A 12,080-nucleotide genomic window follows, 5' to 3' on the forward strand; every position below is an offset into this window, starting at 1 on the left:
TGTGAAATGCTGCCTAAAAAACTCCAACATAAACTCAATAAGCGACAAGAAGAAAATGCCTTTCGACAGCTTGGTGAAACTAACAATCTGATTGATTTTTCATCTAATGACTATTTAGGGTTTTCAAAATCAAAACACCTATTTAACAAGTCGCTAGAAATTTTAGATACTCAAAATGGTGTTCAAAATGGTGCAACAGGTTCTCGATTATTATCTGGCAATCATACATTATATCAACAGGTCGAGCAACAAATAGCCGCCTTTCATAATTCTGAAAATGCGCTTGTTTTTAACTCCGGTTATGACGCCAACATAGGATTTTTCTCATGTGTTCCACAACGCCATGACATTATTATATACGACGAATATTGCCATGCATCTATTCGCGATGGCATTACAATGAGTCATGCTAAAGCTTATAAATTTGAGCATAACAATCTAAAACATTTAGAACAACTAATTGATCAGCACTCTGAGCATGTTTCAGAAGAAGGTCAATGTATTTACGTTGTCACCGAATCGGTATTTTCTATGGATGGTGATGCTCCAGATTTAGTTACGCTATCGCAACTATGTCAAGCAAAACATGTCCATCTTATCATTGACGAGGCACATGCTGTAGGTGTCTTTGGAACTCATGGTAATGGCCTCATTTCTAAGCATCAACTTGAAGCCATGGTTTTTGCCAGAATCATAACGTTTGGAAAAGCTTTAGGTGCTCATGGTGCGGCTATTTTATGTAGCAACGCACTTAGAGATTATCTCATTAATTTTTCAAGACCTTTTATTTATACTACGGCACTCCCTCCACATACATTGGCACTTATTAAAGTAGCGTATTATGAACTACAGAATCAACTTAAACATACGATTAAACTTCATCACAATATTGAATTTTTTAAATCTGAAATCAGCAAACTAAAACTTCAAGAATTGTTTATTACAAGTGATTCTGCTATTCACTGTTGTGTTATTTCTGGAAACGATAAGGTTAAACAACTTTCCAATAAACTGAAAGACAATAATTTTAATGTAAAGGCAATTCTATCACCTACTGTGCCTAAAGGAAAAGAACGCTTACGTTTTTGTTTGCATGCTTTTAATACTGAAAAAGAAATCTCGGAAGTCTTGGGTATACTCACTACCTTTGTATAAACGTTGTGAACATAGTATGTCATTACTCTAAATGAGCGAAAAATTTAAAACCATAGCAAGATTTCAATACACAACAGAAGCCCAAATCATTAAAGGACGTTTGGAGGCAGAAGGTGTGAAAGTGTTCCTACAAGATCATCTTACTATTGATACCGACCCCTTGGTAAGTAATGCTATTGGAGGTGTAAAACTAAAAGTACTATCGGAAGATGCGATGAAAGCACAGCATATTTTAAGTACAATTAAACAATATGCTTTAGACGATGATGGTAATACTATTCATTGCCCAAACTGCAATAGCGAGAAAGTCGAATTATTTTCGACGATTACAGATTTTAAATCTTTTTTTGCTTTTATTATTGGGTTTTTATCCGGAACGCTACCATTTCATACACGTTACAAATACAAATGCGATAATTGTAATACAGAATTTAAACAAAAATGAGCACATACTTTATTACTGGAATAGGAACTGATGTAGGTAAAACAGTGGCTTCTGCAATCATTACTGAAGCGTTGAAAGCAGATTACTGGAAACCTATACAAGCAGGTGAATTAGACTTTTGCGACACAAAAAAAGTCCAATCGTATGTATCCAACCATAAATCAAAGTTTCATGACAATAGTTATGCATTACAGACACCCATGAGTCCGCATGCTGCTGCAGATATTGATGGTGTTTCTATACAACTAAAGGATATAAAACCACCTAAAACAAATAATCATTTAGTTATAGAGGGTGCTGGTGGCTTGCTTGTCCCTATTAATAAAAAGAATACCATTCTTGATCTTATTAAACCGACTTACAAGGTTATTGTAGTATCAAGACACTATTTGGGTAGTATCAATCATTCATTATTAACGATTAATCTCCTCAAGGAAAAAGGATTTGAAGTGTCTATTATTTTTAGCGGAAATGAGCATAAAACAACTGAAGCCATTATTACAGAAATGACCAAAGTAAAAGTTATAGGTCGTATTAATGAAGAACCTTACTTTGATCACAATGTGGTTAAAGAATATGCTGAAGCATTTAAAAGTAAACTATGAATCTAAAAGAAAGAGATAAAAAACACATCTGGCATCCATTAACACAGCATAAATTACATCCTGAAACTACAGCGATTGTTAAAGCTCAAGGTTGCGTACTAATAGACGAAAATGGCAACGAATATATAGATGCCATCGCCTCTTGGTATACGAGTATGTATGGGCATTGCAACAATTATATCACCAATCGAGTTGCTACACAAATGCAAATTTTGGATCAAGTTGTATTTAGTGGTTTTACTCATGAACCTGCAGTTAAACTTTCCGAAGCCTTGATAGATATCCTACCAGAAAATCAAAACAAGATTTTTTTTAGCGATAATGGTTCAACATCAGTAGAAATTGGTATTAAAATGGCATTGCAATATCATTTCAATCATGGTGAAAAACGTAATGTTTTAATTGCATTTGAAGACGGATTTCATGGTGACACATTTGGCGCTATGAGTGTTTCTGGGCTATCGGTTTACAATGGTCCTTTTGAAGATTTCTTTCTGGATGTTAAACGTATTCCAACACCAAATGGTAAAAATCATGACACAATTTTAGAACGCTTACAAGACATTTCATCGCAACACAACGTAGCAGGATTTGTCTACGAACCATTAGTACAAGGCGCTGCAGCAATGAAAATGCATGATGCAGAAGGATTAGCACGTATTCTGAAATTCTGCAAATCAAATCAAATTATAACTGTTGCAGACGAGGTCATGACGGGCTTTGGAAAAACAGGAAAACATTTTGCTTCAGATCATATAGAGATTAAGCCAGACATTATTTGTTTAAGCAAAGCACTAACAGCTGGATTGTTACCTATGGCCATAACTAGCTGTACCCAAGATATCTACGATGCCTTTTATAGTGATGAGATAAGCAAAGGATTGTTTCATGGTCACACCTACTCTGCCAATCCGTTGGCATGTACTGCAGCATTAGCAGGAATAGAATTATTAATTTCTGATGAGATCCAACGTCATATCAAACGTATCATAGAATCGCACAAACAATTTGGAAAACACATCAAAACACATCCGAAAGTGGCTTCTGTGAGACAAACAGGAATCATTTTTGCTTTAGACCTCAATGTTGAAATGGAGCGTTATGGGAATTTACGCGACAAGCTCTTTAACTTCTTTATGAAAAATGGCGTGTGCTTGAGACCATTGGGCAACACCGTTTATATCCTAGCGCCTTATGTGATTACAGATAAGCAATTACTAAAGGTGTATCAGGTGATAGAAGACGCGTTGGAAATGATATAGAAAAAATCAATCACCTTCTATGCTCTTTTCTAACAAATTGATTTTTTCTTGAGTCTCTTTAATAAGGACATACAGTTTTTCATACTGCCAGCCTTCGTCGTCTTTTTCAGCAAGAACAACAATAATCCCTTTACCCTTTTCCCCTTTAATTGGAATTTTTAAATCGGCCTCTCCTGTGCTATTATTGATAGTGATATTACCTTCAAAAAGCCCATCGGTATCAATAACTTCTCCTAAGGCATCTTGGACATCACCATTACTTTTAGCAGATTCAACAGCATACTCGTAAGGTGCAGATTCTTTGATAATTTTAGAGACACCAAAAATTGCAGCGCCTATTCCAAATACAAATAATAAAATAACACCTAGGCAACCTCCTACAGGTAAAACCCAGAGCCAGTTTCGTCCAAACCAGCTTTTTTGACGTACGTGTTCCATAATATATGATTGATTTATTTGATAGGTCTGCTATAATTCAAAATTGTTACTCAAACTATCTCGATTTTATGTTTACATAAATATACAATATCCTATTTTTGCATAAAATTTCAATTGCTTTTGCAACACCCTATTTCCATAACAGCTATCGCTTCTATTTCTCCACTAGGTTCTTTACCTGATGAGATTTGGAAAAATTATACAAATACCAATCATTTTTTTACTAAAAAAGAAGGTAACCTTATTGCTAAAATCTCAACTGAAACAAAGAAAGGGATTGATACATTGAAGCAATCTAATTCAAAGTATAAAACATTAGATGATTCTGTACTATTTGCCATATATGCATCAAGACAAGCGGTAACAAATGCCAATTGGAAAGCTTCCGATAATTTCGGAATTAATATTGGATCATCAAGAGGTGCAACTACTCTTTTTGAAAATTATCATTCAGAGTTTATTAACAACCAAAAAGCGAATACGCTTACCTCTCCAACCACTACCTTAGGAAATATTTCGTCTTGGGTTGCACATGACTTACGAACTCAAGGACCAGAAATTTCACACTCCATTACTTGTTCTACTGCATTACATGCTTTATTAAATGGTATTGCTTGGATCAACTCTGGGATGTGCGACAAATTTCTAGTTGGCGGAAGTGAAGCGCCTTTAACAGCATTCACTATTGCCCAGATGCAAGCCTTGAAAATTTATGCAAAAACTGATGACTCTCTATTTCCAAATCAGTCATTAGATTTGAGTAAAAAAGACAATACAATGATTTTAGGTGAAGGAGCTGCTATGGCTTGTTTAGAATCTGGAGACACTAACAATGCCTTAGCTAAAATTATTGGTATTGGTTATGCTACAGAACTATTAGAGCACAATGCATCCTTATCAACCAATGCACTGTGTTTTCAAAGGTCTATGAAAATGGCTCTAGGCTCTGTGAAACCAGAAGATGTCGATATTATTGTCACTCATACACCAGGAACGATAAAAGGAGATCAGGCCGAAATAAATGCTATCGAATCGATTTTTTGTAACAAAATTCCTTCATTAACTACTAATAAGTGGAAGATAGGTCACAGCCTTGGTGCTTCCGGACTTTTAAATATCGAAATGGCGATTATGATGTTGCAACACGAGACGTTTATTTCAATACCTTACCTAAAATCCCAAACACCTAAACACATCAAAAACATTTTGGTTAATGCCGTTGGATTTGGTGGAAATGCAGTATCTATTTTGCTATCAAAATAACATTTGATATATAATTGTAAGACCGCTATAAAGGTCTTATATTTCAGTATTAATTTTTAACACTAACCTATTATGGAATGGTTTTCAGCTTTAGATGGATTCTCTCAATTCTTTTGGATTATTGCACTCATTGGCTCCCTAATTTTTTTATTCGTTATCATCACAACCTTTGCTGGTATTGATGGCGGTGACGACATAGGCGATGTCGATTCTGATATTGATGCAGATACAGGAATTGGATTTCAATTTATCACCTTTAAAAATCTTGTTGGCTTCTTTACCATTTTTGGATGGACAGGCGTGGCATGTGTCAATGCAGGCATGTCTAAACCTATTAGCGTCATCATTGCTACAGTTTGTGGATTGCTAATGATGGCTCTTATGGCAGCTATGTTTTTTTCTATGCGGAAATTAGCAGACAGCGGAACCTTAGATTACAAAAATGCAATTGGTGCCATTGGTGAAATTTATCTCACTGTTGGCGCAAACCGAACCAAAATGGGAAAAGTTAGTGTACGTGTTCAAGGAACATTACGCGAACTTGAAGCGTTATCAGATTCTCTTGTAGAACTCAAATCCGGGACACTTATTAAAGTTGTCGATGTAACAAGCAACGGCATTTTAATAGTAGAACAAACAAAAAAACCTATAGAACCAATTAAAACAGAAACACATGAACTACCTTCTGACACAACAAAACTTTGATTTAGGCTTTCCAATAGTGATCGTCGTTGCGATACTCATTGTATTTGTCTTCCTAATAATTCTAATTAAACGTTATAAACGTTGTCCCTCCGATCGCATTTTGGTGGTCTATGGAAAAGTAGGTGGAGGTCAATCGGCCAAATGTATCCATGGTGGTGCAGCTTTTATCTTTCCTGTAATTCAGGATTATGAATTCTTAGATTTAACACCTATTTCTATCGAAGTTAACTTAGTTAACGCGCTTTCAAAACAAAACATTCGTGTAAATGTACCATCACGTTTTACTATTGGTGTATCTACCGAACCTGGTGTGATGCAAAATGCTGCCGAAAGATTACTAGGTCTAGCGCAACAGGATGTTCAAGAATTAGCAAAAGAGATCATTTTTGGTCAATTGCGTTTAGTAGTAGCTTCAATGGATATTGAAGAAATTAATAGTGATAGAGACAAGTTTTTAACTAATATTTCTCAAAGTGTTGAGTCCGAATTAAAGAAAGTTGGTCTTAAATTGATTAACGTAAACATTACAGATATCGTTGATGAGTCTGGCTATATTGAAGCTCTTGGTAAAGAAGCTGCTGCACATGCTATTAATGCCGCTCGTAAATCGGTAGCAGAGAAAACTAGAGATGGGTCTATTGGTGAGGCAAATGCTGTACAAGATGAAAGAACACAAGTTGCCGCTGCAAATGCACAAGCCGTTGAAGGTGAAAATACAGCGAAAATTGCTGTAGCCAATTCTGATTCGTTACGTCGTCAACGTGAAGCCGAAGCTGAGCGTGTGGCTATAGCAGCAGAAAAAGTACAAAGTGCTAAAGCCTTAGAAGAATCTTATGCTGCTGAAAAAGATGCCGAAATAGCAAGAGCAGAACGAGAACGCTCATCTCAAATGGCAGATGTTATTGTTCCTGCTGAAATTGATAAACGCAAAGTAGAGATTGATGCCGAAGCTGAAGCTGAAATGATTCGTAGAAGAGCGAAAGGTGAAGCTGATGCCATCTTATTTAAAGCACAAGCTGAAGCACAAGGACAATTTGAAGTCTTAACAAAACAAGCTGCTGGTTTACAAGAAATCGTAAAAGCTGCTGGAAACAGTAGTAAAGATGCTGTATTATTATTAATTGCAGACAAATTACCTGAATTGGTAAAAACACAAGCTGAAGCAATCAAGAACATCAAGATTGACAAAGTAACCGTTTGGGAAAATGGTGGAAATGGAGAAGATGGAAAATCATCAACAGCTAATTTCCTATCAGGAATGTACAAATCTGTTCCGCCATTACAAGATATGTTTAATATGGCTGGTATGGATTTACCTGAGTACCTGAAAGGAAAAGACAAAACCAAACCAGAAGATCCAAAATCACTTCCGAAGAAAAAAGAAGATGATGAAAGTTAATTGTAAAAAATCCGCTAAATAGCGGATTTTTTTTTCAATAATAAATTACAGAATCAGAAGCAATATGAACATAAAAAAGGTATTTTTGCTTCACAAAACGCGATATAACAATATGAAAAAAGCACTACTCATTCTCTTTCTTTATAGTTCATTTTCTTTCTCTCAAACTTTTACATTAGCAACAAATACCCCTTTTGATAATGTTACTCTAGGTAGTGTGAAATTTGCAGATGTTGATGGCGATCTAGATAATGATGTTTTTATTTCTGGAGCAGACAATACATCGGGCTCTACTATTCTTTACTCAAAACTCTATATTAATGACGGTAGTGGTAGTTTTTCAGAGTCCACATTTACAACATTTGTAGGTCTAGACAATAGTTCTGTAGATTTCGAAGATATTGATGGAGACACAGATTTGGATCTCATAATTAATGGAAGAATGGCAGACAATAACCCTACAACTATTCTATTTACAAATGATGGAAATGGTAATTTCACTGAAGTTACAGGAACTACTTTTAATATAGGAAGCGGTATTGTTAATTTTGAAGATATAGATGGTGATCTGGATCAAGATATATTGTTAGTTGGAGATGCCATCGTTCAAATTTATCAAAATGATGGTAATGGTACTTTTACCGAAATTTCTGCTAATAGTATCACAGGTATAGATTTTGGAGATTTCGAGTTTTTTGATAAGGATGGTGATTTAGATTCTGATTTATTAATTATAGGCGAAACTTATTCCGCTGAAGGAAAAATAGCCAAGCTCTATGAAAATGACGGAAACGGAAACTTTTCTGAAGTAATTGGGACTTCTTTCTCTGGTTTAATTTTCAGCTCTATAGATTCTGATGATATCGACGATGATAATGATTTAGATTTGATAATTACTGGTCAGCTTTCTTCAAACGATCCTATAACAAGTCTATTTATAAATGATGGGAATGGGAATTTTTCAGAAGTACTCAATACGCCTTTTGAAGATGTAAAATTAGGAGAAGCTATCTTTGCAGATATTAACGATGACAATTTTCCAGATGTGCTTTTAACCGGAAGATTAATAAACGATTCTAAAACGACAAAACTTTACCTAAATGATGGCTCGGGTAATTTTACTGAAGCCACAATACCCACTTTTGAAGGCTTAGATTTTATTAGCCGTATTGCAGCCGCTGATATTGATGGTGATTCGGATCTTGAAATTATTAATATTGGCTCAAACAGTTCTTTTACTAGCACAACTAATCTATACGTAAACAATCTATATACTTTAGGAATAGATGATGAATCTATAAATCAATTTATAATTTATCCTAATCCATCAACTCATATAATCAATATTGAAAATCAAAATAATACTCATATAAGTGAGTTTTTGATTTTAGATATCAAAGGCAGGATAATAAAGCAAGAAAAGTTAAATAACGAAACTTTTTATAAAATAGATATTAATGATTTAGCTCAAGGGACTTATTTGCTTGAACTAAAAACAATCTCTGGTGTTTTTAGAAAAAAAATACTCAAGAATTAATATTTTTGAATTCTATTAAATAAAAAATATGAGCGCTACTAAACACAACTGGACCAAAGAAGAAATTCTAGAGATTTATAATACACCTTTAATGGAATTGTTATACGATGCCGCAACTATTCATCGCAAGCATCACGATCCTAATACAGTTCAAGTATCAACATTACTTTCAATAAAAACAGGTGGTTGCCCTGAAGATTGTGGATATTGTCCACAAGCAGCACGATATCACACAGATGTTGAAGGCAACGATTTGATGTCTGTTCAACAGGTAAAAGCGCAAGCCTTACGAGCAAAATCATCAGGAAGTTCTCGTGTATGTATGGGAGCCGCTTGGCGTAATGTGAAAGATGGTGAAGAGTTTGACCAGGTTTTAGAAATGGTAAGAACCATTAATAAGCTAGATATGGAAGTGTGCTGCACCTTAGGTATGATAACCGAAAACCAAGCGCAGCGTCTGGCTGAAGCTGGATTATATGCCTATAATCACAATTTAGATTCTTCTGAAGAATACTATAAAGAAGTGATTTCTACTCGTGGCTATGAAGATCGTTTAGAAACTATAGATAATGTTAGAAAAACTAATGTAACGGTTTGCTCTGGTGGTATCATTGGAATGGGAGAAAAAACTGAAGATAGAGCAGGTATGTTAGTGGCCTTATCAACGTTGAATCCACAACCAGAGTCCGTTCCAATAAATGCTTTGGTAGCTGTAGAAGGAACACCTTTAGAAGACCAAAAACCAGTATCTATTTGGGATATGGTAAGAATGGTAGCAACCACCAGAATTGTAATGCCAGAAACTCAAGTACGTTTAAGTGCTGGTCGTACCGAAATGACGCGTGAAGGCCAAGCCATGTGTTTCTTTGCTGGTGCAAATTCAATTTTTGCTGGAGACAAATTACTTACAACTCCAAATCCAGATGTGAACGAAGACATGGAAATGTTTAAACTACTTGGTTTAAATCCTCAAAAACCATTTATCAAAAAAATGCAACCTGAAACAGTAGAAGCTCAAAACTCGCAATATCAAGCCTTAGGTGAAAAACCAAAATGGACGAGACCAGAGCATACTATTGAGCGTAATGAAGAAGCTAAGCAAAAAGCAAAGGCACTTAAGTAATTCATGCTTAAGTAAATGACTTGACAAGTTTGCCAATTGTTTTTAATTTTGAAAAATTCAAAATTGGTGTTTAGTTCGGAAATTTTAACATACAATTAATTCCGTTTCATAACGTTTTCTTAACTTTGAAACTTAAATTTTTTGACATTTGAAACTCAATCTTCAAGATATTCCTCGTGTTAAAAACATTACCAAAGAGGAGTTTATAAAAAACTACTTCAAACCACAAAAACCTGTGGTCATAGAACGTTTTATTGAAGATTGGCCTGCCTATACAAAATGGAGTTTAGACTACATGAAGGACATCGCAGGCGACAAAACCGTGCCACTTTATGATGACAGACCAGTCGATTATAAAGATGGATTCAATGAGCCTCATGCTAAAATGAAAATGAGTGAATATGTAGATTTACTTAAAAAAGAGCCTACAAAATATCGCATTTTTCTTTGGAATGTTTTAAAAGAAATCCCACAACTTCAAAACGATTATTCTTATCCCGATTTTGGTTTAAAACTAATGAAAAGTCTACCCATGTTATTTTTTGGTGGTAGAGATTCTCACACCTTTATGCATTATGATATCGACTTAGCGAATATCTTTCATTTTCATTTTGAAGGAAAAAAACAGTGTATTTTGTTTGATCAAAAGCAAAACGATTATCTATATAAAATTCCGCATTCGTTGATAACCAGAGAAGATATTGATTTTTCAAATCCAGATTTCGAAAAATGGCCAGCACTAAAGCATGCAAAAGGCTGGCAATGCGAATTAAGTCATGGAGAAATATTATATATGCCTGAAGGGTATTGGCACTACATGAAGTATCTTACGCCTGGCTTTTCTATGAGTTTAAGAGCAATAGCTAGACACCCAAAAAACCTAAGTAAGGCAATCTACAATGTTTTGGTTATGCGTCATTTTGACAATCTTATGAGGCGGATAAAAGGTCAAAAATGGATTGATTGGAAAAACGAACAAGCCATTACAAGAACAAATAAGAGTTTTTCGTAAAAACTCCTCAGTATTAAAAACTTATAATATATTTGCCTTCTCAAATTTTTAGAATAATGATTATGAAAAAATTACTTTTACTTACCGCTTTGGTATCTGTTTCATTTGTAAATGCTCAAGCTTACAAAGGAAAAGGTGACCAAAAATTTCAAATTGGAGCCAACCTTCAAGATGAAGCTACTGGAATAAACGTTACCTATGATTATGGAATTGGAGAAAATATTTCTATAGGAGTTTCTTCAACCTATGCCCTTGGTGTTGATGATATTTTAGATGCCGATTTTGGTGATCGTTTTGATTTAAAAGCTCGTTTCAATGCTAACTTAGGTAATGTTTTAAATATCGATGACAATTTTGATCTATATCCTGGATTAAGTTTAAGCTTAAAGAATTTTGGTGGTCATATTGGTGCTCGTTATTTCTTTACTGACGGATTTGGAGTGTATACTGAAGCTACTTTTCCTCTAGCAAAATATGATGAAGATAAATTAGAGCCAGCAAATTTTATTCACAACCAATTTGCGATAAATATTGGCGCTTCTTTTAATCTGTAAAGCGATTGAAGAACATATTTAAATGTAAAAAACCAGCTTTGATTAAAGCTGGTTTTTTATGGAATTAACTCTCTAATTTTCTCATATACTAGAGGACTTTCCCATCCTCTGTACAATAAATAATCTGCAAGTTTTTTTCTCTTTTTAAGCACATTGGTCTCTTTAATTGTCTCAGCTTTTTTTTCGGCTAATGCATGAAAAGCGGAGTAATAATCAGATTCGTTAATTTCACTCAAAGCAATATTAATCAAGGTTTTATTAATATCCCTTCGTTTTAATTCTAATTGTAATCGTTGCTTTCCCCATTTTTTTATCCTAAACTTCCCTCTCACAAATGCCTTCGCAAAACGCTCTTCGTTTAAAAAATTGTGCTGAAGTAAATGCACTATAATTTGATCTCTAGCCTCTGGAATCATTCTCATTTCATATAATTTTTGCGTCACTTCTTTATGACAACGTTCTTGATATGCACAATATCGTTCTAGCTTTTTCTGCGCTTCGTCGAATGTATATGTTCTTGATAGATTCATAGCGCGAAAATATAACTTTTTGTTAATAAATGTCGTACCTTAAACCACTCAT

General features: G+C 34.7%; 13 protein-coding genes. 11 read left to right on the forward strand and 2 right to left on the reverse strand.

The window, feature by feature from the left end:
• Positions 1-6: 6 nt before the first annotated feature.
• From Q0783_RS03020 to bioA, 4 genes are read left to right on the forward strand one after another with little or no spacing between them, the layout of a single operon-like run.
• The gene (locus Q0783_RS03020; protein WP_298893202.1) at positions 7-1,155 is read left to right on the forward strand and encodes an aminotransferase class I/II-fold pyridoxal phosphate-dependent enzyme; all 1,149 of its coding nucleotides are present in this window, start codon (positions 7-9) and stop codon (positions 1,153-1,155) included.
• Between the two features lie 31 nt (positions 1,156-1,186).
• Complete coding sequence (locus Q0783_RS03025) at positions 1,187-1,600, forward strand: DUF2007 domain-containing protein (protein ID WP_298893203.1); 414 nt, start codon at positions 1,187-1,189, stop codon at positions 1,598-1,600.
• Positions 1,597-2,205 carry a dethiobiotin synthase gene (bioD, locus tag Q0783_RS03030; RefSeq protein WP_298754103.1) on the forward strand — a complete coding sequence of 203 codons (609 nt, stop codon included), beginning with the start codon at positions 1,597-1,599 and terminating at the stop codon, positions 2,203-2,205. The genes Q0783_RS03025 and bioD overlap by 4 nt, the downstream gene beginning before the upstream one ends.
• Positions 2,202-3,467: an adenosylmethionine--8-amino-7-oxononanoate transaminase gene (gene bioA / locus Q0783_RS03035; protein WP_298893205.1), complete on the forward strand. Its 1,266-nt coding sequence runs from the start codon at positions 2,202-2,204 to the stop codon at positions 3,465-3,467. The genes bioD and bioA overlap by 4 nt, the downstream gene beginning before the upstream one ends.
• Positions 3,468-3,473: 6 nt before the next feature.
• Here the strand turns inward: bioA and Q0783_RS03040 are convergent, their stop codons facing one another.
• On the reverse strand, positions 3,474-3,905 hold the full coding sequence (locus Q0783_RS03040; protein WP_298893208.1) for a cytochrome c oxidase assembly factor Coa1 family protein: 432 nt from the start codon (positions 3,903-3,905) through the stop codon (positions 3,474-3,476).
• Between the two features lie 120 nt (positions 3,906-4,025).
• Here Q0783_RS03040 and Q0783_RS03045 point away from each other — a divergent pair, with 120 nt between their 5' ends.
• The 7 genes from Q0783_RS03045 to Q0783_RS03075 all read left to right on the forward strand — a co-directional run bounded on the left by Q0783_RS03045 (position 4,026) and on the right by Q0783_RS03075 (position 11,498).
• Entirely contained in the window at positions 4,026-5,168 is a 1,143-nt protein-coding gene (locus Q0783_RS03045; RefSeq protein WP_298893211.1) for a beta-ketoacyl synthase N-terminal-like domain-containing protein, read from the forward strand.
• Positions 5,169-5,240: 72 nt separating this feature from the next.
• Positions 5,241-5,873 (forward strand): hypothetical protein, encoded by a 633-nt coding sequence (locus Q0783_RS03050; protein WP_366522585.1) that lies wholly within the window; start codon positions 5,241-5,243, stop codon positions 5,871-5,873.
• Positions 5,842-7,272 carry a flotillin family protein gene (locus Q0783_RS03055; RefSeq protein ID WP_298754093.1) on the forward strand — a complete coding sequence of 477 codons (1,431 nt, stop codon included), beginning with the start codon at positions 5,842-5,844 and terminating at the stop codon, positions 7,270-7,272. Before Q0783_RS03050 ends, Q0783_RS03055 begins: the two co-directional genes overlap by 32 nt.
• A gap of 112 nt (positions 7,273-7,384) precedes the next feature.
• The gene (locus Q0783_RS03060) at positions 7,385-8,809 is read left to right on the forward strand and encodes a T9SS type A sorting domain-containing protein (protein WP_298893212.1); all 1,425 of its coding nucleotides are present in this window, start codon (positions 7,385-7,387) and stop codon (positions 8,807-8,809) included.
• 28 nt (positions 8,810-8,837) lie between these two features.
• Entirely contained in the window at positions 8,838-9,932 is a 1,095-nt protein-coding gene (gene bioB / locus Q0783_RS03065) for a biotin synthase BioB (protein WP_298893214.1), read from the forward strand.
• Between the two features lie 148 nt (positions 9,933-10,080).
• Positions 10,081-10,944, forward strand: a complete 864-nt coding sequence (locus tag Q0783_RS03070) for a cupin-like domain-containing protein (RefSeq protein WP_298893216.1) — start codon at positions 10,081-10,083, stop codon at positions 10,942-10,944.
• A 62-nt stretch (positions 10,945-11,006) separates the two neighbouring features.
• Positions 11,007-11,498: a DUF6646 family protein gene (locus Q0783_RS03075; RefSeq protein ID WP_298893218.1), complete on the forward strand. Its 492-nt coding sequence runs from the start codon at positions 11,007-11,009 to the stop codon at positions 11,496-11,498.
• Between the two features lie 56 nt (positions 11,499-11,554).
• Here the strand turns inward: Q0783_RS03075 and Q0783_RS03080 are convergent, their stop codons facing one another.
• The gene (locus Q0783_RS03080) at positions 11,555-12,028 is read right to left on the reverse strand and encodes a regulatory protein RecX (RefSeq protein WP_298893221.1); all 474 of its coding nucleotides are present in this window, start codon (positions 12,026-12,028) and stop codon (positions 11,555-11,557) included.
• Positions 12,029-12,080 lie beyond the last annotated feature (52 nt).

The sequence above is a fragment of the uncultured Psychroserpens sp. genome (genome assembly GCF_947500255.1).
Lineage (GTDB): Bacteria > Bacteroidota > Bacteroidia > Flavobacteriales > Flavobacteriaceae > Psychroserpens.

What these genes read in the sequence shown, in the direction of transcription:
- Q0783_RS03020 (WP_298893202.1), top strand. Translation starts at nt 7, where the DNA reads ATGCTGCCTAAAAAACTCCAACATAAACTCAATAAGCGACAAGAAGAA.
- Q0783_RS03075 (WP_298893218.1), top strand. Translation starts at nt 11,007, where the DNA reads ATGAAAAAATTACTTTTACTTACCGCTTTGGTATCTGTTTCATTTGTA.
- Q0783_RS03060 (WP_298893212.1), top strand. Translation starts at nt 7,385, where the DNA reads ATGAAAAAAGCACTACTCATTCTCTTTCTTTATAGTTCATTTTCTTTC.
- bioA (WP_298893205.1), top strand. Translation starts at nt 2,202, where the DNA reads ATGAATCTAAAAGAAAGAGATAAAAAACACATCTGGCATCCATTAACA.
- bioD (WP_298754103.1), top strand. Translation starts at nt 1,597, where the DNA reads ATGAGCACATACTTTATTACTGGAATAGGAACTGATGTAGGTAAAACA.
- Q0783_RS03025 (WP_298893203.1), top strand. Translation starts at nt 1,187, where the DNA reads ATGAGCGAAAAATTTAAAACCATAGCAAGATTTCAATACACAACAGAA.
- bioB (WP_298893214.1), top strand. Translation starts at nt 8,838, where the DNA reads ATGAGCGCTACTAAACACAACTGGACCAAAGAAGAAATTCTAGAGATT.
- Q0783_RS03050 (WP_366522585.1), top strand. Translation starts at nt 5,241, where the DNA reads ATGGAATGGTTTTCAGCTTTAGATGGATTCTCTCAATTCTTTTGGATT.
- Q0783_RS03080 (WP_298893221.1), bottom strand. Translation starts at nt 12,028, where the DNA reads ATGAATCTATCAAGAACATATACATTCGACGAAGCGCAGAAAAAGCTA.
- Q0783_RS03040 (WP_298893208.1), bottom strand. Translation starts at nt 3,905, where the DNA reads ATGGAACACGTACGTCAAAAAAGCTGGTTTGGACGAAACTGGCTCTGG.
- Q0783_RS03055 (WP_298754093.1), top strand. Translation starts at nt 5,842, where the DNA reads ATGAACTACCTTCTGACACAACAAAACTTTGATTTAGGCTTTCCAATA.